We start from the raw sequence: 20,550 nt of genomic DNA, 5'->3' as shown, positions 1-20,550 counted from the left end.
CTGGCCGCCCTTTCGATGTTGCTGCTCTGGGTCTGGTGTCGCTGTTGCTCGGGTGCTGCCGGGTCAGCGTTCGGGCCAGCCGCCCGCCGCGACGAACGCGGGGTCGCGTTCGCGGCGCATGTAGGCCTGGAAGCTTTCCGCCTGCTGCACGGACCACTGTGCCTGGAGCAGGTGCAGCTCGCCGACTGTGACCGGCAGGGTCTTCAGATGCGCCCGGGCGATGGCCTGGGCTACTCGGCCGGCCGCGATCGCATCCGCCCCGGAGTCGTGCGCGTCATCGAGGGGCACACCGTAGAACGCACTGGTCACTGCAAGGGTGCGCTTGCCCTTGCGGTACCGGTCGAGGGCCTTGTCGATGACGAGCGGGTCGACCACCGGCGACGGTGAGACCAGCGGGGCAACCCCGTAGCGAATCGACTCGCGGTTGAGCAGGGTGAGGTCGTAGGGCGCGTTGTACGCCACCAGAGGAAGACCCCGGGCGAGGTGCTCCCGGATCGTCGCGACGATCTCGGCCACCCCGTCGGCGGCGACCCGGCCGTTCGCGGCGGCATGCTCGGTCGTGATGCCGTGCACGGTGGTGGCCTGGGCCGGGATCTCGATTCCGGGATCCAGGAGCCAGTCCACGCGTTCGAGCACCTCCCCGGTCACATCGATGATCGCGACGGTGGCCGACACAATGCGGCTCGTCTCCACGTCGATGCCGGTCGTCTCAAGGTCGAAAACGGCGAGGGTGTCACTCCAGTTGCTCATGGGGAAAGCCTAGGGCCGACCACCGTCATCCCCGGGCGCCTCGGGCGTCGGCCCGCTGGCAGGCCGGCCAGCACCGAGTCTTCGATCCGAAAGGCGATCGGGTTGTGGGAAAAGCAGTTGAGGTCCGGCTGGTTCAAGAAGAAGCGGTGGTCGTGGAACCGGCGCCGCACGGAGTCGAGGGCCCAGTTCGAGTTCTCCGTGTCTCTGTGGAGATGCGTCCGGCGTAGTCACCGGTCCCGTCGCCGTTGCGGTCTCCGAAGGAGCGCACCATCAGCTCGGAGGACACGGCGCGGCGGTACCAGCGCGGGTCCCGGGTGACGCTTGATCGGGGCGGTGAAGCTCATTGCGTTCCCTCCCGCCCGAGGGCGTCCGGCGACAGCCGTCGGCCGCCCTAAACTTGGGACGATGAATGTTCCTTCGCCCTACGATTCGCAGCTCGTCCGGATCCCTGTCAGGGTCCGGGACGTCCCGATGCTGGGCAGCGAAACGCGGTATTGGGAGTACGGCGATCCAACCGCGCACACCACCATCGTGATGGTGCACGGCTTCCGCGGCGACCACCACGGCTTGGAGCCCGTGGTCGCCCAGCTTCCTGGATTCCGCATGATCTCACCGGACCTTCCCGGTTTCGGCGAGTCCGGCGTGCTCCAGGGGTGCCGACACGACATCGCGGGCTACGGCCGGTGGCTGGCCGAGTTCGTGGCAGCTCTGGGTCTGACCGGGCGCAGGGTGGTGCTCGGGCACTCGTTCGGGTCGATCATCGTCGCGGCATCCGTCGCAGGGGGACTGCACGCCGACGACGTGGTTCTGGTGAACCCCATCGCCGCACCTGCCCTGGCCGGGCCGCGCGGCATCCTCACCCGCTTGGCGGTGTTCTACTACCGGGTGGCCGCGCGTCTGCCCGAACGGCTCGGCTTTGCCCTGCTGCGCAACCGCGTCATCGTCCGCGTGATGAGCGTGACCATGGCGAAGACGGGGGACCCCGAGCTGCGCCGTTGGATCCACAACCAGCACGACCGCTACTTCTCCGCCTTCGCGGATCGCCGGGTTGTGCTGGAAGCCTTCACCGCATCGGTCGGCTCCGACGTCAGCGAGTTCGCCGGTCGCATCCCGCAGCGCACGCTGCTGATCGCGGCGGAGAAAGACGACATCACGCCGGTCGCAGCGCAATACCGGCTGCAGAAGCTGTTTCCCGATGCCACCCTGCAGGTGATCCCCGACGTCGGCCACCTGATCCACTACGAGGTGCCGGCGCAGGCGGCGGACGCCCTGCGCCGCTTCCTCGGCGCAAGGGAGACGAAGTGAGAATCGTCTTCGATTGCCGTTACACCCGATTCGACCGGCACGACGGCATCAGCCGGTACACGGCCGGGCTGGTCACGGAATTGGGCAAGCTCCACCCGGTCACCATGCTGATCAATGACCACCGGCAGCTCGACCTGCTTCCGGATCTGCCCTGGCAGCTCGTGAGTGCCCCGACCAGCATCCGGGAGCCGTTCATCGCCCTCCAGATCAACCAGCTGAAGCCCGACGTCGTGTTCTCTCCGATGCAGACGATGGGATCCTGGGGCCGGAAGTACCGGCTGCTCCTCACCGTGCACGACCTGATCTACTACCGCAATCGCACCCCGCCGCGGGACCTGCCCGGTTTGCTGCGCCTGATTTGGCGGCTGTATCACCTATCGTGGTGGCCGCAGCGGATGCTCCTGAACCGGGCCGACGGCGTCGTCACCGTCTCCGAGACTACCCGGGACCTGATCCGGGACAACCGTCTGACGCGGCGGCCGGTCACGGTCATCCACAACGCCGCCGACACGCGGTCGACGCCGCCCGCCGGACGTGCCGCTGCGGAAACGGGTCGCCTGGTCTACATGGGCTCGTTCATGCCGTACAAGAACGTGGACACTCTGGTGCGCGCAGCCGCGGAACTACCGGGCCATGAGCTCCACCTGATGAGCCAGGTGAGCGACCAGGAACGGGAACGCCTGACCGCCCTGGCGCCGCAGGCGACGCTGGTGTTCCACAACGGCGTCACCGACGAGGAGTACCTGCGGGTGCTGGGCTCCGCGACCGCGCTGGTCACGGCGTCTCTGGACGAGGGCTTCGGCATCCCGCTCGTCGAGGCGATGAGCCTCGGCATCCCCGTCGTGGTGAGCGACATCCCGATCTTTCGCGAGATCGGCGGCGACGCTGCGCTCTACTTCGACCCGGCCAGCACCGACGCGCTCGCCCTGGCCGTGCGGCGGCTGGGCGCGGGGGAGTGGGCGGCCCGCTCCACAGCCTCCGTCATCGAGGCGGAACGCTTCACCTGGCGCGATTCGGCCCGGCGGCTCCTGGAACTGCTCACCGGCACCGATACCGCGGATGACTCCGGCACGCGGACCGAGACGGCTACGGGCCCCGGCATCGACGCGGAGCAGCCGGTTCAGCCTGTGTAGTGCGTGTTCTCGGCTCGGCCGCGCAGGGTGGCGTCGAAATGCGTCAGCCCCAGCCGACCGTCCCGCCAGACGAAGTCGTGCACCGAGCCGTTGGCGATGATCTCGTTCTGGCGCGGCCGTTCCCCGGCCGTGCTATGGCGCAGCAGGGTTCCGATCACCCCGCCGTGACAGACGACCAGCACAGACTGTCCGGGGCGCGCGGCGGCCAGCAGCCCGAAGGCCGGCAGCACCCGGTCGAGCACCTCCTGGCGCGTCTCGAGGCCGGGAACGGGCACGTCGTCGGGAAAGCGACGCTGTCGTTCGGCGAACGTGAGTCCCTCGATCTGGCCGTGATGGCGCTCGGTGAGCTCCGGAATGACCTCCGGGCTCGGCAAGCCGAGCTCGCCGGCGATGATCCGGGCCGTCTCGTAGGCACGGACCAGAGGGCTCGTCACGATGGTGTCCCAGCGCCGGGATCTCAACCTCAGGCCTGCCTCGGCGGCCTGCGCCCGGCCGGTCGAGTTGAGGGGGATGTCTGTGCTGCCCTGGATCCGCGTGTGCAGGTTCCACTCGGTCTGTCCGTGCCGCACGATCGAAAGTCTGGTCATCCTGCCGTTTCCGTTGTCGCGGGGGTGGGGGTGGTGGTGGACCGGGCCTGTTTCACGCCGGTGCGCCGGCGAGGCGGTCGGCCAGCCCCGCCAGCGACTCCGACGTGCCCGCCTCCAGCTTGAGCAGTGCCCGGCCGTCGCCCTTGGTCTCGCCGCGGTTGATCACGACGATCGGCAGCTTGCGGCGCCGGGCCTGTTCCAGCAGACGGATGCCCGAGTTCACAAACAGGGACGAGCCGGCGATGACCAGGGCCTCCGCACCGGTGACGAGCGCCGTGGCCTCGGTGAACTTCACCGTCGGCACCAGCTCGCCGAAGAAGACGACGTTGGGCTTGAGCATACCGCCGCAGACCGTGCAGTCGGGAATGGTGAAACCGTCGATGTCGGACACCTCCGCATCGCCGTCGGGGGCTGTGCGCACGTCGCCCGGTGTCATCAGTGTCGGGTTGGCCGCTTCGAGGCGCGCGGCCACACTGTCGCGGCCGAATGCCTGACCGCAGTCCAGGCAGACGACGAGGTCCAACGACCCGTGCAGGTCCACGACGTGCCGCGACCCGGCGCGGGTGTGCAGGCCGTCCACGTTCTGCGTGATGACCCCGCTGATCAGTCCGCTCTGCTCCAGCCGGGCGAGGGACCGGTGCCCGAGGTTGGGCTCCGCAGAGCGGAACCGGTGCCAGCCGAGGTGGCTGCCGGCCCAATAACGCTTGCGCGCCCGCTCGTCGCCGACGAAGGTCTGAAAGTTCATCGGGGTGCGCACGGGGGCACCCTTCCCACGGTAATCGGGAATGCCGGAATCGGTGCTCAGACCGGCTCCGGTCAGCACCGCGATGTGGCGACCGCGGAGCACCTCGGCCACGGCATCCAGAGCGGCGGCAGCGGCGCCGATGGCGACCGGAAGCGTTTCGGTGGTCATGGAGCTCCATCCTGTGTACACCGAGTCTAAACTCGCCGGTTTTCGACTGGGGGAGGGAACTGGCAGGCTGGACGGATCATCCCCGTGAAAGGCGTCCCGCTGTGCAGATCGTCCCCATCGAAAACCTTGACCTGCCCGGTCTCGCCGACTACTCGCGCTTGACAGATGTCGCGCTCCGCCGTGTCTCCGAACCGGCCGGCGGGCTGTACATCGCCGAGTCCAGCAAAGTCATCACCCGAGCCCTCGCGGCCGGCCACCGCCCGCGGTCCGTGCTACTGCAGCAGCAGTGGCTGCCCGACGTGCTGCCGCTGCTCGCGGACTGGCCGGACGTGCCCGTGTACGTCGGCGCGGCATCCGTTCTCGAACGGCTCACCGGCTACAACCTGCACCGCGGTGCGCTGGCGGCGATGCACCGCCCGGATCTGGCGCCGGTGCACGAGGTGATCCGGGACGCGCGGCGCATTGTGATCCTCGAGGACATCGTGGACCATACCAACGTGGGCGCCATTTTCCGCTCGGTCGCCGGTCTCGGCGCGGACGCCGTCCTGATCACGCCGCGCTGCGCAGACCCGCTCTACCGGCGCAGTGTGCGGGTGAGCATGGGCACGGTGCTTCAGGTGCCGTGGACCCGACTGCCGGAATGGAGCGAGGCCGCCCCGATGCTGCACGGGGCCGGTTTTCACCTCGCGGCCCTGGCACTGTCCGACGACGCTGTCAGCCTCCCGCAGTTCGCCGGGAACGCGCCGGAACGGCTGGCCCTGATTCTCGGCGCCGAGGGCGATGGGCTCAGCACCCAGGCTCTCTCGGCCGCCGACACCGTCGTGACGATCCCCATGCTCCACGGCGTCGACTCGCTCAATGTGGCCTCGGCCAGCGCCGTCGCGCTGTACGCTCTGCGCGTCTGAACGCGGGCGCTTGGTAGAGTCGTCGGATGCCACTGACCCGACGCCAAACGTTCCTTCGCCGTCGGGTTGCCTTCGCGGCGGCACTGGTTCTCACCCTGGGCGGGGTCGGCTACCTGGCCGGCACGGGGCTGGCCCCGGTGCCGGCCGCGGCCGTCGAACTGATCGAACCGGCCGCGCTCACCCAGCCGGCCGCCGAGCTGATCTGGCCGGATGCCGGTGCGGGCGCCATCGGTGCGGTCGGCTACCCGGGGCTGCTCGGTTCCACCGGCGACCAGGAATCGATGCCGATCGCGAGCATCACGAAGATGGTCACCGCACTCGTGCTGCTCGAGGAGAAACCCCTGAGCCTGAACGAGCCCGGCCCGGACATCCGGTTCACCGACGACGACGTCGACATCTACTACGACGTGCTGGCCGAGGACGGCTCGGTCGCGCCCGTGTCCGCCGGCATGGTGCTCAGCCAGCGTGAGGCCTTCGAGGCCATGCTCCTGCCCTCCGCGAACAACTACAGCATTTCACTGGCGATCTGGGCATTCGGTTCCGTGGATGCCTACCTGGCGGAGGCCGAAACCTGGCTGGCCGCGAACGGTCTGACCGACACCGCGGTGGCCGACACCAGTGGGCTGTCGCCGGCCAGCGTGAGCAGTCCGGGCGACCTGGTCAAGATCGGCAAGCTTGTTTTGGCCGACTCCGTCCTGGCCGAGATCGTGTCCATGGAGACGTCCGACCTGCCGACCGTCGGCACGGTAACCAACACCAACAAGCTCCTCGGCTCCAACGGTGTCACCGGGATGAAGACCGGAACCACGGACGAGGCAGGCGCCTGCCTCCTGTACTCGGCCGACTTCACGGTCGGCGGCGAGACCATCACCCTGGTCGGCGTCATGCTCGGCGGCGACACTCATCCCGAGCTGAATGCGTCGATCGTGGACCTGCTCGACAGCGTCGAACCCGGTTTCCGCGCGGTAAGCCTGGCCGACAAGGGTGCCGCCTACGCGACTTACGCCACCCAGTGGGGGCAGAAGAGTCGGGCGGTCGCCGCGGAGGCGGCCTTCGCCGTGGTCTGGTCGGACACGCCCATCACGGCCGTTCCGGCGGCGCGCCCGGTCACCCTCGGGGAGGTCGGCGACTCGGCCGGTGCGATCGACTTCCAGGTGGGGGAGACCACGGTGAGCGTGCCGCTGGTGCTCGAGCGCGAGCTGACCGACCCGGGTGCCGCCTGGCGCTTCACCCACCCGGCCGAGCTGGCCGCGGGCTAGTCGCACGTGAGGCCGGGCCGAGCCCGCGCGTGTGGCCAACTCAGGACATCCGTCGCCTGCACTCACCGGCCACTGCGGACCAGTGCCGAACCGGTGACGATGCCCGCCCCAGCCGGTCGGATCTCCTGAGTTAGCCACATTTCCGGCCGGATCCGAAGCAGCGCCTGTCGGGTTCAGGCCCACCTCTCGCGCTCCGCCCCGTAGCCCCGTTGCCCGAACGAATTCGACGGAGTTTTTTCTCAAACTCGGCCGTAATCAATCGGAAACCCGCATTTTCGCCAGAATCTCCGTCGAATTGGTTCGACACCGGACGCTGGTGACCGGACGCTGGTGACCGGACACCGTCGGCCGGACGCCGGGCGGCGCGGGCTCGCCGCCGCCGAGCCGGTCTAGTGCCGGGGCTGGCTGAACGGCCGGGCATCTGGGCGCTTGGGCAGCACGTGGTCGCCGGAGGACTGGTGCCGGATACGGCGCAGAACCCACGGCAACAGGTACTCCCGCGCCCACTGCATGTCCTCCGTGCGGGCCTCCCGGAAGGTGCGCCCTGGCATTGGCTCGGGCTTCCGGGGTTCGAGGGCATTGGGCACGTTGAGATCGGAAAGCACCATCCGGGCGACGGTATGGTGGCCGAGGGCGTTCAGGTGCAGCCGGTCCGCAGACCACATGCCGGCATCTTGAATCTCGGTCAGCGACCAGAGGTCGGCGACGACACAGTCATACTTCGTCGCGACCGCGCGCAGGTTCTCGTTATAGATCGCGATCTTGCCCCGAATACCACGGAAAACGGGGGAGAAGCCCACATCGGCGCCCGTAAACAGCACGATGGTGGCGTTATCGCGACTCAGCCGGAGCACCTGCTCCTCGACCCGGGCGGCGATGAGGTCGGGGTCGGATCCCGGCCGGAGTACGTCGTTGCCGCCCCCGGAGAAGGTGATCAGATCCGGATGCAGCGCAAGCGCCGTCTCCACCTGTTCCACGCTGATCTGGCGGATCAGCTTGCCCCGCACGGCGAGGTTCGCGTAGGCGAAGTCCGGTGTGCCCTGGCTGAGCACCTCAGCGACCCGGTCCGACCAGCCCCGGTTCCCACCCGGACTCGTCGGCTCGGGATCACCCACCCCCTCGGTGAAGGAGTCCCCGAGGGCGACATAGCGGGACCACGGATGCATCGGCGTCGTCATTGCTCCATTCTCCCCCCGCATCACGGCAGTCCGTTCACCGGGTAAGTTCGTATGACGTGAATACTCCACCCCCTTTCGGTCCTGCCCAGGGGACGAGTGCAGCCGAGCATCTCTCGCCTTCGTTCCCGGAGCGTGCCGCGTGGGGCACGGCCGGCAAATTGCGGGCCTGGCAGGCGGAAGCGCTGGAAGCGTATTTCGTGCACCAGCCGCGTGATTTCCTCGCCGCGGCGACGCCGGGCGCCGGCAAGACCACCTTCGCCCTGCGGCTCGCCGCCGAGCTGAAGGCCCGCCGACTGATCGACAGCATCACGGTGGTCGCGCCCACCGAGCACCTCAAGCGCCAGTGGGCGGATGCCGCGGCGCGGGCGGGCATCCGGCTCGACCCCAACTTCAAGAACGCCAACGGTCGCTACGGCAACCACTACCACGGCGTTGCCGTCACCTACGCCCAGGTGGCCAGCCGGGCGGCGCTGCACCGGCAGCTGACCCAGTCCAACCGCACCCTTGTAATCCTGGACGAGGTGCACCACGGCGGGGACGCGCTGAGCTGGGGTGACGCAATCCGGGAGGCGTTCGAGCCGGCCACCCGCCGCCTCTCGCTCACCGGCACCCCGTTCCGATCGGACACCTCGCCGATCCCGTTCGTGAGTTACCTGCCCGACGAGCACGGCATCCGTCTGTCCCAGAGCGACTACAACTACGGGTATGGCCGGGCCCTCGAAGATGGCGTCGTGCGCCCGGTCATGTTCATGGTCTACGCCGGGCATATGAAGTGGCGCACCCGCGCCGGCGACGAGATGGAAGCCAAACTCGGCGAGGGTAACACCAAGGACATCACCTCCCAGGCCTGGCGCACCGCCCTGGAACCCACCGGGCAGTGGATCCCCGCAGTGCTGCGCGCCGCCGATTTGCGCCTCACCCAGGTGCGCCACGGCATCCCGGATGCTGGTGGCCTCGTCATCGCCACCGACCAGACCATGGCGCGCGCGTACGCGGCCATCCTGCAGGAGATCTCGGGGGAGTCGGTGACCGTCGTACTCTCCGATGAGAAGGAGTCGAGCGACCGGATCGACGAGTTCGCGCACAACACCTCGCGCTGGATGGTGGCCGTGCGGATGGTGTCGGAGGGGGTCGACGTGCCGCGCCTGGCCGTGGGCGTCTACGCGACCAGCGCCTCCACACCGCTTTTCTTCGCGCAGGCCATCGGCCGGTTCGTGCGGGCCCGGCGCCGCGGTGAGACGGCGTCCATCTTCCTGCCCAATGTGCCCAGCCTGCTCAGCCTGGCCAACGCGCTCGAGCTGGAGCGCGACCACGCCCTCGACCGCAGCAACCGCGACGACGGCGACGACGGCATGTACAACCCCGAAGACGCCATGGTCGCCGACGCCAACAAGTCGGAGAAGGCCTCCGACGACCTCGGCGAGGAATTCACCTGGCAGGCCATCGATTCCCAGGCCACCTTCGACATGGTGATGTTCAACGGCGACGAGTTCGGCGAGCTGGCGGAACCGGGCACCGACGAGGAGTTCGACTTCATTGGCATCCCCGGTCTGCTCGAGCCTGAGCAGGTCTCCGAGCTGCTGCGTCAGCGCCAGCACCGGCAAGCCAAGCGCTCCACCGACCGACGCAAGGATCCCGTCACCGGCGAGGTCGCCCCGGTGGACCCGCCACCGCTCTATCGCACGCTCAAGGAGCAGCGCACGCTGCTGGCGAGCCTGGTGGGCATGTGGTCGAAGCTCGCCGGCGAACCCCACGGCATGGTGCACGCCGAACTCCGGCGCGAGTGCGGCGGGCCCGCCGTCGCACAGGCCAGCGTCACCCAGTTGCAAAAACGGATCGACCTGCTCCGCCGCCGCCTCGGCCGCAGCTGACCCGCGGCGGAACCGCATCTGAGCGTCGCGGGTGCCCGTTCCGGGCGGGAGCGACCCGCTGAACGGCTACTCTCGACCGAATCGGCCTCTCAGGCGACGGCGTCCTGGGGTTCGGCGGCCGCGGTGTTCGGCACCACGACCTTCGCCCCGTCGGGAGTGACGTCCGTCACTACGTCCAAGGCGGCGAGGATGTCGGCGAGCAGGTCGTCGACGTGCTCGAGGCCGATCGAAAGGCGCACGATCCCGGCACCGGGCCGGGCGCCGGCCTCGACCGGGCGGTGGGTCAGGGAGGCCGGATGCTGCACGAGCGAGTCCACGCCGCCGAGGGAGACCGCGTGCGTGATCAGCGTGCAAGCCTCGGTGAAGCGCACGGCCGCATCGAAACCACCCGCGAGGTCGAGGGCGATGATAGACCCGGCCCCGTTCGCCTGACGGCCCAAAAGCCCCAGCGGGTCCTGCCCGGGCAGCCCTGGGTATAGTACCCGGGCCAGTGCGGGGTGACCCGCGAGGCGCTCCGCGACGGCGCCGGCGGTTGCTTGTTGGGCGCGCACACGCACCGGCAGCGTGCGCAGCCCCCGGTGCAGCAGATACGCGGCGAACGGATGCAGCACACCGCCGGTCAGGGCCCGCACCTGGCGCAGGCGCACCATCCAGTGCTCGGGGCCGGAGACCGTGCCGCCCATCACGTCTCCGTGGCCGCCCAGGAATTTGGTCGCACTGTGCAGCACCAGCGTGGCGCCCGAATCGACCGGGCGCTGAAGCACCGGGGTGGCGAACGTGTTGTCGACCAGCACCGGCACGCTGCCGGCCGCCGCGACCACGGCACGGATGTCGGTCAGCGCCAGCGTCGGGTTCGCTGGGGACTCCAGAATGACCAGCCCGGTGTCCGGCCGGATTGCCTGGGCAACCCCGTCGGGATCGACCCACGACACAGTCGTACCGAGCAGCCCGGTGGCGAGCACATGGTCGGTACCGCCGTAGATCGGCCGGAGGGCCACCACGTGGGGCGTGCCGCCGGCCACGGATGCGATCAGCACGGCCGCCAGCGCGGCCATTCCGCTCGCGAAGGCGACGGTGCCCTCGGTGCCCTCCAGGGCCGACAGCGCCGTTTCGAACCGGGCGACTCCGGGCTGCCAGAGTCGCTGGTACACCGCGGAATCGCCCTCGCGGATCGTACCTCCGGTGGCGAGGTTCTCGTAGGAGTCCCCGCCGCACTCGACTCCCGCCAGCGGATTGGTCGTGGAGAGGTCGATCACGGGCACATGCGAACCGGCCGCTGTCAGCCCGGCCATCCCGCCGTGCACGGCAACCGTGTCCGGGTGCGGGGCCGATGGCCGCAGGGCAGGTCCGCGGGGAGGCAGGGGCGGCAGCGGAAGCGTTGGCGTCATGCACAGACACAAACAGATTCTGCCGCACGGCGCAATCATCCCTGCAGACCCTTGCGAATCAGCGAAAGCTTTCGCATAAACTGCTCACGGAAGAAAGAGTAGGCCGATGGAACCGAAGAAAGCCGAAATCGACCGGGTCGACCGGGCGCTCCTGCGTGCGCTGTCCGTCAACGCCCGTGCCTCCGGTGCGGCGCTGGCCGCGGAGATCGGCGTCGCCGAGTCGACCGTGTCGCTGCGCCTGCGCCGGCTGCAGCAGCTGGGGCACATCCGAGGCTATCGCGCGAATATCGACCTGGCCGCGCTGGGCGCGTCCCTGCAGGCGTTGATCTCGGTTCGTCTGGTCAAGCACGCCCGCGTGCAGATCGACGCGTTCCGGGCGGCGGCGCCGCACTGGCCCGGGGTGATCGGCCTGTTCCACACCGCCGGCGCCGACGACTATCTGCTGCACGTGGCCGCGGCGGACGCGTCGGACCTGCGTGACTTCGTCCTGCAGCATCTGGCGGAGCATCCGGCGGTTGCGCACACCGAGACTAACCTTATCTTCGAGTACGTCGACGGTGACGGCTGGCAGGACCTCGTCAAATAGTGAGCTTAACGCAGACAACGCCCCTGCCGAAGCAGGGGCGTTGTCGAAGCTCGTGGGCTACGCGACTCGAAAAGCCGCCTCGCTAGTTGAGCAGTTGCGAACCTTAGAGGGCGCGGATGTTCTCGGCCTGAGGACCCTTCGGGCCCTGGGTTACCTCGAACTCGACCTTCTGGTTCTCGTCGAGCGACTTGTAGCCGTTCGATGCGATCGCGGAGTAGTGCGCGAACACGTCGGCGCTTCCGTCGTCGGGAGCGATGAAGCCGAAGCCCTTTTCAGCGTTGAACCATTTCACGGTACCTGTTGCCATTATGAAACTCCTCCAGGAGTGTTAGAAAGGCCCCGACTTTCGAGGCCGTTCGTCGCGGTATTCGTCGTCCGCTTCCGAAAGGAATACGCCGCGGCGACCGAGGTCACCGCGTTATAAGACGTGCAAGCACTACAACTACTGAGATAACCCTAGCCCACATCGCCGCGGTGCATCCAGATTCCGTGCCAATTCGGTTCCAAAGCGTTACGTTGAATGCAGGTTATGACCCGATCAGGGCGCACCCTGCACTACTCGGTGGTGACGAAGTCGATCAGCTGCTCCACCCGGCCCAGCAGTTGCGGCTCCAGATCGGCGAATGTGCGCACCCGACCCAGGATCCGCTGCCAGGCCCGGGCGATATCGGCCTGGTCCTCGTGGGGCCAGCCGAGGGCCTCGCAGATCCCGTGCTTCCATTCGATGCTGCGCGGAATCGCGGGCCACGTCGTGATTCCCAGGCGGTTCGGCTTCACGGACTGCCATACGTCGATATATGGATGCCCGACCACGAGCACATTCCGGCCGTGCGGTCCGCGCGCCACGGCGTCGGCGATCCGGCTTTCCTTCGATCCGGGCACCAGGTGGTCGACCAGCACCCCGACCCGCCGGGTGGGTCCCGGGCGGAACTCCTGCAGGAGCTCCTCGAGGTTGTCAACGCCCTCAATGTACTCGACGACGACCCCCTCGATCCGTAGATCGGCTCCCCAGACCTTCTCCACAAGCTCGGCGTCGTGCCGGCCCTCGACGAAGATGCGGCTGGCTCGGGCCACCCGCGCCGGGGCATCCCGCACGGCCATCGATCCCGAGGCGGTGCGGGCGCGGCCCTGCGGCGCCGCCCTGACCGGGACGACGAGCACCACCGGCTCGCCGTCAATCAAGAATCCGCCGCCGAGCGGAAACAGGCGCAGTTGACCGTGGCGGTCCTCCAGGGTGACGATCTTCTTCTCGATCCGCACCACAGCACCGCAAAAACCGGTCGCGACCTCTTCGACGACCAGGTCGGGCATGGCTTCCTGCGTCGGAATGACCTTCCGGCCAGCGTCCCGCCAGCCGGGGGAAAGTACATCCGCACTGTACCGATCCTGCATGTTCCGCTCGTCCATTGACGATCTTCCTCGCTCCTGCGCCTCGCCGACACCGGAATCGACGCTAGCGGATGGCCGGCACGGTCTGCGCTCTCAGGCCGGGGTGTCGGCGTCCGGTAGTAACCTGTCTCCATGTGCGGTCGATTCATCATCACGGACACGGCGTCCGATCTCGCCGCGATGTTCGACGTCGAGCACGAGGGCGAGAACCTGCCGGAACCGTCGTGGAACATCAAACCCACCGAAAAGATCCCGATCGTGCTCGAGTCAGCCAAGGCCGGGCCGGTTGTGCGCCGGCTCGAGGGTGCGCGCTGGTCCCTGGTCCCCTCATTCGCGACCGAGCTGCAGTCGTCCTTCGCCACCTTCAACGCCCGTGCCGAAACGGCGGCGGAGAAGCCCACCTTCAAGAGTTCGGTCGCCTCCCGGCGCGCGCTGGTCCCGGCCACGGGCTACTACGAGTGGCACACGGACGGCACCGTGAAGACTCCGTACTTCATCCACTCAGACGACGGTCTTCCACTGGCCTTCGCCGGCCTCTATTCCTGGTGGCGCAATCCGGCCCTGGCCGACGACGACCCGGCCCGGTGGGTACTGTCCGCGACGATTCTCACCCAGGACGCCGAGGGTCCCCTGGCCGCCCTCCACGACCGGATGCCCGTGATCCTGGCGGAAGAATGGTGGGACCAGTGGCTCGACCCCCATACTCCGGGTGACCAGGCCCTGGTCGACGCCGCGGTGGCCGCCGCCCGGGAGACCGTCGGGAGCCTGAGCTATCACGAGGTCGCCCCGGTGCGCGGTGACGGTCCGGAACTCATCGAGCCCGTCGGGGCGCCGTCGACGGTCTGACGCTCGACCGGGTACGCTCGTTTCATCGGCCCGGCGTGCAGTGCGGGCATCGCTCGAAAGGATCGCACCATGAACGCCGTCGCCTTCACCGTCGCAATGGCCATCTTCGTCTTCGGTCTCTGGCTGTTCGGGTTCGCGTTCGAGGTGACGGCCTGGCAGTTGCCGATCTTCCTCAGCGGCATCCTCTGCGTTTCCCTGGCCGTGGCCATCCCGGTGCAGATCCTCCGCGACTAGGTCGCAGCCCCCGGTACCATGTCGGCTTGATCGCGGCGGCCCTCCGGCCCCGAAGTGTCGGCGGAGCCGTTCTCGCGCTCGAACGAGGGTTCGCGCTCGAAGACGCCGCGGGAACGGTCACCAAGCTGGACGTGCTCTCGAATGTTCCCGGCCTGGGGATGAACGAGGGCGGTTGCGACTCGGATGGCCGGTTCCCTGGCCTATTTCCCTGTGCCGGCTTTCCGGCCGCGGCCGGCTACCCCGACGGGCTGACCGTGGACGGCGACGCTGGCGTGTGGGTGGTCGTCTTCGGCGGGAGCGCTGTGCGCCCGGTCCGGGAGTTTGCCGACTGACGGGCCTCGTCAGCGCAACAGGCCGGCCACCAGGTTGATCAGGGTAGCCAAGATGAACGAGCCGAACAGATACGAGAGCAGACCGTGGCGCAACGCCGTCATCCGAATTGCGTGCGTTTGCAGACTGGTGTCTGACACTTGGAAAGTCATCCCGATTGTGAAGGCCAGGTAGGCGAAATCCCCGTAACTCGGTGGCACCGCCTGGTTGAAATCCACCCCGCCGTCGGGCCCGGAGTAGTAGAGCGAGGCATAGCGGAGCGTGAACAGGGTGTGCACCAGAATCCAGGAGAGTCCGACGCTGAGCACCGCCGCCGCCGCCAGGATTCCCCGTGCGGTGACCGAGCTGGTGTCGGTCCCCACCAGCAGGAACACCAGAGCGCCGAGGCTGCCGAGGCTGCTGAGAAGAATCAGGATGTCGGCGGCACCTCGGGACGAATCCTCCCGGGTGGCATGGCTGGCCGTGTTCTGGTTGTCCATGGGGCCGATGGTGATCCACACCCAGGTGACATACGTCACGCAGGCGGCCGCCCAGCCCGCGATCGGAGCCAGGGTCCAGCTCCCGCACACCCCGGCCAGAACAGCGACGACGACACCCACCGCGAACATGCCGATAAGTCGGGTACTCGAGCGGTGGAGGCGTTGGCCGTGCGTCGTCATATGCTGATCGTGCCATGAAATCGGGTCTCTGCGGGCCGAGGCCCGGGGCGCATCCGGTGTTATGCCAGCCAGGGTCGGTAGTGTGAGGGAACGATTGGCTGGCTGTTCCATTGCCGGCCGCACTAACGCTGAAAGAGAACGCTGGATGTCAGATAGCCCGACCGCGGCGTCGCCCTACGAGGTACTCGGCGTCAGCCCGTCGGCAAGTGACGACGAACTTCGTCGTGCCTACCGTCGCCTGCTGCGCCACACGCATCCGGACGTCGGCGGAGACGCCGCCGCCTTCCACCTCGTTCAGATCGCGTGGGAGCGGGTGGGAACCCCGGAGGGGCGCGCCGACTATGACCGCCGTCGGTACCCGGACGCGTTCCCCGAGCCGGAGCGCCCCGCCTACGCCTCCGGAGCCGGCCGTGGGCAGGCCACGCAGGCTGGGCCGCGCGCGCGCATGTACGGCCATCCGGGTGGGGAGGCGCGCCAGCGTTACCTCGAACTGCTTCGGGAATGGGCCGGGCGCGGAACCTCTATCGATGACCCGTATGCCCCGACGCTGATCCGTTCGGCGCCGCGGGAGATCCGGCATTGGCTGGCGAAGGCTCTGGCCGAGGAATCAACGGCGCAACTCGTCTCCGCCCTCGGGATCGGCTTCACGGCCTGGCATGATGTGGCTGCCGGCATGCAGGGCGGCAAGGTCGATCACGTCGTGCTCGGCCCGGCGGGACTGTTCGCGGTCCTGTCCGAGGACTGGGGCGGGCCGGTGCAGCTTCGGCGCGGGGAGCTCGTCGGTGACGCCCTCGGCCCCGATGTTCGTCCGATCGAAGACGTCGAGGGTGTCGTGCGGGCTCTGGCGAAGTCGCTGCGGGTGAGGTTCACCGCTGTGCTGGTCGTGCTGCCCGACGAGGCCCTGACTGACCCTTTGACGGTCCCCGGACGTGGCCGGCGCCCGACCGTGATCACGCTGCCGAGGTCACGGCTGATCGGGGTGCTGCGCAGCGGGCTGCCCGGAATGGACCGCGGCAGCTTCGAGAAGGTGTTCGAGTTGCGGAGCCGCCTGCAGGACGGCATCCGCTTCAGTTCGGAGTAGCCGCTTCGCGCAGGCCCAGCTTGTCGGCCCAGTACCGGAGGAATTCTGCGCCGGCCGCGTCGTGGATCAGGGACCCCTCTACGATCACGGGGTAGGGGCGCTCGAGGATACCGTCGGACGGCCGCACATCCACATGCGAGACGTCATAGCCGGCGGCATGCAGGTGGTCGGCCATCAGGTAGTCGCTGCGCGAGTCGCCGACCGAGCGCCAGACCCGGGGGAGTGTTCCCGATTCGGAGAAAAAGGCCAGCGCCCGCTCCGCGCCGCGGTCCTTGTCCAGGGTGACCGACTCGATGTCGGTCGAGATGATCGTCGGGTCGATCCGGAATCCCACGGTGCCGGCCTGGTCCGGAACGACTCGATCACCGAAACGGATGCCCAGCCCGAGTTCAACCATCACCCCGAATGCGGCCTCGTTGAACTCCACCGCGGCGGCCTGGTACCGGCCGTGGTCGGCATCCGTGCGCTGCTCGACCGAGACCATGGCCTGCTTGGTCTCGTCGAAGAACATCGTGTCGCTGAACCCGTCGACGACGAGGTTGCGCAGCATATCCACGGCAGCGGTCGGCAGGGCCACGCTGTCATCGACGACGATCTCGCCCATCCCCGCGGCAGTGATCGGGAACCAGACGGCTCCCTTCTCGCAGACCCCGTACATGCGCATCGACTCGGGCAGTCCGGCTGCGCGGAGGGGCGCGACAACCTTCTCGCGGATGAATGTCGACGACCGCCCGGTGATGAATGCGATCGGAACGTTGGCTCCGGCCAGGCTGATCAGATCCGTGATGATGCTCGGTATGGCGATGGTCCGGGACACCGGACTGGCGATCGGCCCGTCCACGTCGAGCAGCAGGCCGAGGGGGGAGACGGTATCGCGCATACCCCAGTGTTTCATGGGCGGCCCCTTCGACCGGTCAGCGGGCTTCGACCGTCACCTTCCCGTTGGCGGTCGCCGCGGTGATGGAGCGGCGGGAAGAGGAGTCGCCCGGGACCGACCCGCTGTCACTCTCGCCGTTGGTCGCGCGGGCGTCCACCCGGTAGGTCACCCCGTCCGCCGGCAGCCCCACCGTGATCGCACCGTTGGTGCTCCGGGCCTCGGCCGACGTCGACGGGTCGAGAAAGTCGAGTTTGACGCAGGGAGTGCCGTAGCCGACGAGGCTACCCGGCCCGGGAACGCCTATCCTTGGTCAAGATGATTACCCGACGAATCGCCGCCCTGCGCCTGGATATCCCGATCGAAATGGCGCAGCGCCACGAACTGCCCTCCCGAATGTCGGAGGCTGAACTGGCCGAGATCGAGCGCAACCCGCCGGCGTGGCTCGTGCAGTCTCGGGCCAACCGCACCGGCAAGAAGCCGGTCTGGGTGGAACTACGTTGTGATGTCTGCGGGTTCTCCGAAGCCGCGCGTCCCAAGAAGTGGTGGCCCGCCTTCACCTATCTGACCTGTGACTACCACGGATCCGAGAAACTCCCAGATGCCGCCGCCGGCCTCAGTCGCACCGAGGTCGACGGCATCGGCAACGCATTCATCGGCATCGTCGACGAGGCACCCTAGGTGAGTGTGAGTCCTGGTCGTCTCCGGTCTCGAACCAATTCGACGGAGATTTTAGGTCAAACTCCCGTTTTTTAGCCCACGGGCGCTGTTTAGAGCAGAATCTCCGTCGAATTCGTTCGGGATGAAGTTGTCGCAGAGCCCCGGACTCGACCGACAAGGATCTTGCGGCGCACGTTCGTCCCAAGTGGCAGCGATCAGGCCAACCCGGACTATACCCCCATAGGTATACGGGGCATAACTCCGAGCGTACACCTCCCGCGGTGTGTCCCGGCACCCGACAGGTGTCGGTCCGTCGGCGCCGGGTGGAGTAATTTGGCGGTAGCCGCCTGAGACCGGAGGACTTCTGCCATGCTGCGCACACTGGGCATTTTGATCGCCCGTCACCGGTTCACCTCTCTGCTGCTCTGGGCGCTCACGATCGCCGCGTGCGTGGCGACGGCACTGATCGGGGTGACGGGGGAGAACCTTTTCCAGCGGCTCTCCAGCGCCGGACCCACCGTTGAAGGCGAGGCCAGCCAGGCAGCCAATCTGCTGCAGGGCACCGAGGGCGCAGACACGGAATCTCTCTCTCTGCTGATCCACGACGTCGACCTGTCCTCCCCGGACCTGGGCCTGATCCTCACCGCGGCCACGACCGACCTGTTGGAAGTCGACGGGGTATCAGAGGTCATCAACCCGCTCGCCATCCCACCGCTCCCTGACGGCTCGCCGAACCCGGCTGCGATGCCTCTCCTGGTGCCCGACGGCACCGGACTGTTGCTGAACGCCCAGATGGTGGCACCAGACGGTGACCTCAGTGATGACCTGCTGGGCGAGGTGGAAGAACGGCTCGGCGTGGCGGCCGACGAGGTCCGGCGGCTTGAGCCGGACGCCACCGTGGAAGTCGGCGGAACCCCGCTCCTGGTGGAATCCCTGGTGGCGGTCGCCGAGGCCGACCTGCAGAAGGGCGAGCTGATCGCGTTGCCGATCGCCCTCCTTGTGATGCTGGTCATCTTCGGCGGATTCCTGGCGGCCGGCATCCCGCTGATCGGGGCGTTGGCGTCGATCGCCGGCGCTCTCGGGGCCCTCTTCGGCTTCAGCTACCTGATGGAAATCGACACCACGGTGCTCAACGTCATCACCGTGATCGGGCTGGGGCTCTCCATCGACTACGGGCTCCTGATCGTCAGCCGGTTCCGCGAGGAGTTCCGGGCACTCGTGGAGCGGGCCGGCGACAGCGAAACGCGTACGGAACGTCACGAGCTGATGCTGCAGGCGGTGGGCATCACGGCGGACACGGCCGGCCGCACGGTGCTCTACTCCGGTCTGACCTTCGCCATCGCCACGGTGGGCCTGCTGGTCTTCGAACCGACGATCATCCGTGCCATCGCCATCGGCGCGGTCTCCGTGGTGCTGATCGCCATCCTGACGGCGCTCGTTCTTGTGCCGGCTCTGCTCGGGTACTTCGGCGAACGGCTGCTGAAGCCGGGCCTGCTGACCCGCATCCCCGGCCTCGGTCCCCTCCTGACCCGTTTCGGCGACGTCGCCCCCCGGGAGGGCGTCTTCTCCCGGCTGACTCGCCGCGTGCAACGGGCGCCCGTGCTCGTGGCGCTCGGGGGCATCGCCGTGCTCCTCCTGCTCGGCAGCCCCGCGCTAAACATCAACGTGTCCAGCGGCGGCGCCGACGCCATCCCGAAGGCCTCGACCCAGTACGGGTTCGTCACGGCGCTGAACGACCACTTCCCCCTCGCCACGGCCCCGCTGGTGCAGCTCGTCTCGGACACCGATGAGGCGTCCGCCGCGGCCTGGGCCGAGGAGGTGGCGACGCTGCCGAACGTCACCGGCACGACACCACCGGCCCTGGTGAACGGGCATTGGGTGTCGCGCGTCGGCGTCGACCAGAACGCGGGCCCGGCCGTTGTGCGGGAGATCCGGGACTACCGGCCCGACTTCGACCACTGGGTCGGCGGCACGGATGCCGCGTCGGTCGACTATGTCGACTCATTGGTCGCCGGCGCGCCCTGGGCTGCCCTGATCATCGCCGGGGCCACGTTCCTGCTGCTCTTCCTGATGACCGGTTCCGTGGTCATCCCGCTCACCGCCCTCGTGATCAGCGTCATCTCGCTCGGCGCCTCCGTGGGCATCCTGGTCTGGGGTTTCCAGGAGGGAAATCTCGCAGGCCTGCTCGATTTCGATGCCGATACGATCGCCGGGGTGGACCCTCTGGTTCTGACCCTCGTGCTCACCTTCGGCTTCGGCCTGGCCATGGACTACGAGATGTTCCTGCTCGCCCGGATCAAGGAGCACTACGAGGCGGGTGAGGCCACGCGGCTCGCTATCGAGACGGGTCTGCAGAGCTCGGGCCGGATCATCTCCTCCGCGGCCCTGATCATCGTGATCGTGTTCGCCGGGTTCGCGACCGGCAATCTGCTGCAGATGAAACAGATCGGCGTCGCCCTCGCCGTGGCCGTGCTGCTGGACGCGACCCTCGTGCGCACCATCGTGGTTCCCGCTGTGATGACCTCGCTCGAGAAGGGCCTCTGGTGGGCGCCGAGGTGGTTGCATCCGATCTACGCCCGCTTCGGGATGCGGGAGTAGGGCG

General features: G+C 68.1%; 22 protein-coding genes. 12 read left to right on the top strand and 10 right to left on the bottom strand.

Going from position 1 to position 20,550, the window contains the following annotated elements; translation table 11 throughout:
* Positions 1-63: 63 nt before the first annotated feature.
* A complete protein-coding gene (locus CXY79_RS12905) occupies positions 64-750 on the bottom strand; it encodes a 3'-5' exonuclease (RefSeq protein WP_104102165.1) in 687 nt (228 codons plus the stop codon).
* A 405-nt stretch (positions 751-1,155) separates the two neighbouring features.
* Here CXY79_RS12905 and CXY79_RS12900 point away from each other — a divergent pair, with 405 nt between their 5' ends.
* A complete protein-coding gene (locus tag CXY79_RS12900) occupies positions 1,156-2,055 on the top strand; it encodes an alpha/beta fold hydrolase (RefSeq protein WP_104102163.1) in 900 nt (299 codons plus the stop codon).
* On the top strand, positions 2,052-3,188 hold the full coding sequence (locus CXY79_RS12895) for a glycosyltransferase family 1 protein (protein ID WP_104102160.1): 1,137 nt from the start codon (positions 2,052-2,054) through the stop codon (positions 3,186-3,188). Before CXY79_RS12900 ends, CXY79_RS12895 begins: the two co-directional genes overlap by 4 nt.
* Here CXY79_RS12895 and CXY79_RS12890 read toward each other — a convergent pair.
* The gene (locus CXY79_RS12890; RefSeq protein WP_104102157.1) at positions 3,176-3,775 is read right to left on the bottom strand and encodes a histidine phosphatase family protein; all 600 of its coding nucleotides are present in this window, start codon (positions 3,773-3,775) and stop codon (positions 3,176-3,178) included. The two genes, CXY79_RS12895 and CXY79_RS12890, sit on opposite strands and share 13 nt — an antisense overlap.
* Positions 3,776-3,827: 52 nt before the next feature.
* Positions 3,828-4,688, bottom strand: coding sequence for a Sir2 family NAD-dependent protein deacetylase (locus CXY79_RS12885; protein ID WP_104102155.1), 861 nt, complete (start codon positions 4,686-4,688; stop codon positions 3,828-3,830).
* A gap of 101 nt (positions 4,689-4,789) precedes the next feature.
* On the opposite strand from CXY79_RS12885, the gene CXY79_RS12880 reads away from it, so the two are divergent.
* Positions 4,790-5,593, top strand: a complete 804-nt coding sequence (locus CXY79_RS12880) for an RNA methyltransferase (RefSeq protein WP_104102152.1) — start codon at positions 4,790-4,792, stop codon at positions 5,591-5,593.
* A 26-nt stretch (positions 5,594-5,619) separates the two neighbouring features.
* Complete coding sequence (locus CXY79_RS12875) at positions 5,620-6,852, top strand: D-alanyl-D-alanine carboxypeptidase family protein (RefSeq protein ID WP_104102150.1); 1,233 nt, start codon at positions 5,620-5,622, stop codon at positions 6,850-6,852.
* A 389-nt stretch (positions 6,853-7,241) separates the two neighbouring features.
* Here the strand turns inward: CXY79_RS12875 and CXY79_RS12870 are convergent, their stop codons facing one another.
* Entirely contained in the window at positions 7,242-8,030 is a 789-nt protein-coding gene (locus CXY79_RS12870; protein ID WP_104102147.1) for an SGNH/GDSL hydrolase family protein, read from the bottom strand.
* A gap of 56 nt (positions 8,031-8,086) precedes the next feature.
* Here CXY79_RS12870 and CXY79_RS12865 point away from each other — a divergent pair, with 56 nt between their 5' ends.
* Positions 8,087-9,901 (top strand): DEAD/DEAH box helicase, encoded by a 1,815-nt coding sequence (locus CXY79_RS12865; RefSeq protein WP_104102145.1) that lies wholly within the window; start codon positions 8,087-8,089, stop codon positions 9,899-9,901.
* A gap of 89 nt (positions 9,902-9,990) precedes the next feature.
* Here CXY79_RS12865 and CXY79_RS12860 read toward each other — a convergent pair whose 3' ends face one another.
* Positions 9,991-11,289, bottom strand: a complete 1,299-nt coding sequence (locus CXY79_RS12860) for a PLP-dependent aspartate aminotransferase family protein (RefSeq protein ID WP_104102142.1) — start codon at positions 11,287-11,289, stop codon at positions 9,991-9,993.
* 106 nt (positions 11,290-11,395) lie between these two features.
* Between CXY79_RS12860 and CXY79_RS12855 the strand changes: the two genes are divergently transcribed.
* Positions 11,396-11,875, top strand: coding sequence for an Lrp/AsnC family transcriptional regulator (locus CXY79_RS12855; RefSeq protein ID WP_104102139.1), 480 nt, complete (start codon positions 11,396-11,398; stop codon positions 11,873-11,875).
* A gap of 103 nt (positions 11,876-11,978) precedes the next feature.
* Here CXY79_RS12855 and CXY79_RS12850 read toward each other — a convergent pair whose 3' ends face one another.
* Together CXY79_RS12850 and CXY79_RS12845 are read right to left on the bottom strand one after the other, a co-directional pair.
* Entirely contained in the window at positions 11,979-12,182 is a 204-nt protein-coding gene (locus CXY79_RS12850) for a cold-shock protein (protein ID WP_035840308.1), read from the bottom strand.
* Between the two features lie 248 nt (positions 12,183-12,430).
* On the bottom strand, positions 12,431-13,267 hold the full coding sequence (locus CXY79_RS12845; protein WP_104102232.1) for a DUF3097 domain-containing protein: 837 nt from the start codon (positions 13,265-13,267) through the stop codon (positions 12,431-12,433).
* 129 nt (positions 13,268-13,396) lie between these two features.
* Between CXY79_RS12845 and CXY79_RS12840 the strand changes: the two genes are divergently transcribed.
* The 3 genes from CXY79_RS12840 (at position 13,397) to CXY79_RS12835 (ending at position 14,676) form a co-directional block, all read left to right on the top strand.
* Complete coding sequence (locus tag CXY79_RS12840; RefSeq protein WP_104102136.1) at positions 13,397-14,110, top strand: SOS response-associated peptidase; 714 nt, start codon at positions 13,397-13,399, stop codon at positions 14,108-14,110.
* Positions 14,111-14,179: 69 nt separating this feature from the next.
* Complete coding sequence (locus CXY79_RS16055) at positions 14,180-14,344, top strand: hypothetical protein (protein ID WP_158250294.1); 165 nt, start codon at positions 14,180-14,182, stop codon at positions 14,342-14,344.
* Positions 14,345-14,370: 26 nt separating this feature from the next.
* Complete coding sequence (locus CXY79_RS12835; RefSeq protein WP_104102133.1) at positions 14,371-14,676, top strand: hypothetical protein; 306 nt, start codon at positions 14,371-14,373, stop codon at positions 14,674-14,676.
* A 9-nt stretch (positions 14,677-14,685) separates the two neighbouring features.
* Here CXY79_RS12835 and CXY79_RS12830 read toward each other — a convergent pair whose 3' ends face one another.
* Positions 14,686-15,333 (bottom strand): DUF1345 domain-containing protein, encoded by a 648-nt coding sequence (locus CXY79_RS12830; protein ID WP_233191466.1) that lies wholly within the window; start codon positions 15,331-15,333, stop codon positions 14,686-14,688.
* Between the two features lie 145 nt (positions 15,334-15,478).
* Between CXY79_RS12830 and CXY79_RS12825 the strand changes: the two genes are divergently transcribed.
* Positions 15,479-16,414 (top strand): DnaJ domain-containing protein, encoded by a 936-nt coding sequence (locus CXY79_RS12825; protein WP_104102128.1) that lies wholly within the window; start codon positions 15,479-15,481, stop codon positions 16,412-16,414.
* On the opposite strand, the gene CXY79_RS12820 is transcribed toward CXY79_RS12825, so the two are convergent.
* Both CXY79_RS12820 and CXY79_RS16050 read right to left on the bottom strand, forming a co-directional pair.
* Positions 16,401-17,309: a hypothetical protein gene (locus CXY79_RS12820; protein WP_233191465.1), complete on the bottom strand. Its 909-nt coding sequence runs from the start codon at positions 17,307-17,309 to the stop codon at positions 16,401-16,403. The two genes, CXY79_RS12825 and CXY79_RS12820, sit on opposite strands and share 14 nt — an antisense overlap.
* A gap of 19 nt (positions 17,310-17,328) precedes the next feature.
* Positions 17,329-17,481: a hypothetical protein gene (locus CXY79_RS16050; RefSeq protein ID WP_158250293.1), complete on the bottom strand. Its 153-nt coding sequence runs from the start codon at positions 17,479-17,481 to the stop codon at positions 17,329-17,331.
* A 125-nt stretch (positions 17,482-17,606) separates the two neighbouring features.
* On the opposite strand from CXY79_RS16050, the gene CXY79_RS12815 reads away from it, so the two are divergent.
* Together CXY79_RS12815 and CXY79_RS12810 are read left to right on the top strand one after the other, a co-directional pair.
* The gene (locus CXY79_RS12815) at positions 17,607-17,969 is read left to right on the top strand and encodes a hypothetical protein (protein ID WP_104102230.1); all 363 of its coding nucleotides are present in this window, start codon (positions 17,607-17,609) and stop codon (positions 17,967-17,969) included.
* A gap of 348 nt (positions 17,970-18,317) precedes the next feature.
* Positions 18,318-20,546, top strand: a complete 2,229-nt coding sequence (locus CXY79_RS12810) for an MMPL family transporter (protein ID WP_104102124.1) — start codon at positions 18,318-18,320, stop codon at positions 20,544-20,546.
* Positions 20,547-20,550: the final 4 nt, after the last annotated feature.

The organism is Cryobacterium sp. M96 (assembly GCF_002929845.1).
Taxonomy (GTDB): domain Bacteria; phylum Actinomycetota; class Actinomycetes; order Actinomycetales; family Microbacteriaceae; genus Cryobacterium; species Cryobacterium sandaracinum.
Note: the sequence above shows the minus strand (reverse complement) of the source record. Positions and strands in the feature narration are given on the sequence as shown.

Excerpts from the sequence above, each read along its gene's own strand:
- CXY79_RS12905 (WP_104102165.1), bottom strand. The coding sequence starts at position 750 with ATGAGCAACTGGAGTGACACCCTCGCCGTTTTCGACCTTGAGACGACC.
- CXY79_RS12900 (WP_104102163.1), top strand. The coding sequence starts at position 1,156 with ATGAATGTTCCTTCGCCCTACGATTCGCAGCTCGTCCGGATCCCTGTC.
- CXY79_RS12890 (WP_104102157.1), bottom strand. The coding sequence starts at position 3,775 with ATGACCAGACTTTCGATCGTGCGGCACGGACAGACCGAGTGGAACCTG.
- CXY79_RS12885 (WP_104102155.1), bottom strand. The coding sequence starts at position 4,688 with ATGACCACCGAAACGCTTCCGGTCGCCATCGGCGCCGCTGCCGCCGCT.
- CXY79_RS12875 (WP_104102150.1), top strand. The coding sequence starts at position 5,620 with ATGCCACTGACCCGACGCCAAACGTTCCTTCGCCGTCGGGTTGCCTTC.
- CXY79_RS12870 (WP_104102147.1), bottom strand. The coding sequence starts at position 8,030 with ATGACGACGCCGATGCATCCGTGGTCCCGCTATGTCGCCCTCGGGGAC.
- CXY79_RS12860 (WP_104102142.1), bottom strand. The coding sequence starts at position 11,289 with ATGACGCCAACGCTTCCGCTGCCGCCCCTGCCTCCCCGCGGACCTGCC.
- CXY79_RS12855 (WP_104102139.1), top strand. The coding sequence starts at position 11,396 with ATGGAACCGAAGAAAGCCGAAATCGACCGGGTCGACCGGGCGCTCCTG.
- CXY79_RS12850 (WP_035840308.1), bottom strand. The coding sequence starts at position 12,182 with ATGGCAACAGGTACCGTGAAATGGTTCAACGCTGAAAAGGGCTTCGGC.
- CXY79_RS12845 (WP_104102232.1), bottom strand. The coding sequence starts at position 13,267 with ATGCAGGATCGGTACAGTGCGGATGTACTTTCCCCCGGCTGGCGGGAC.
- CXY79_RS12840 (WP_104102136.1), top strand. The coding sequence starts at position 13,397 with ATGTGCGGTCGATTCATCATCACGGACACGGCGTCCGATCTCGCCGCG.
- CXY79_RS16055 (WP_158250294.1), top strand. The coding sequence starts at position 14,180 with ATGAACGCCGTCGCCTTCACCGTCGCAATGGCCATCTTCGTCTTCGGT.
- CXY79_RS12830 (WP_233191466.1), bottom strand. The coding sequence starts at position 15,333 with ATGACGACGCACGGCCAACGCCTCCACCGCTCGAGTACCCGACTTATC.
- CXY79_RS12825 (WP_104102128.1), top strand. The coding sequence starts at position 15,479 with ATGTCAGATAGCCCGACCGCGGCGTCGCCCTACGAGGTACTCGGCGTC.
- CXY79_RS12820 (WP_233191465.1), bottom strand. The coding sequence starts at position 17,309 with ATGAAACACTGGGGTATGCGCGATACCGTCTCCCCCCTCGGCCTGCTG.
- CXY79_RS12815 (WP_104102230.1), top strand. The coding sequence starts at position 17,607 with ATGATTACCCGACGAATCGCCGCCCTGCGCCTGGATATCCCGATCGAA.
- CXY79_RS12810 (WP_104102124.1), top strand. The coding sequence starts at position 18,318 with ATGCTGCGCACACTGGGCATTTTGATCGCCCGTCACCGGTTCACCTCT.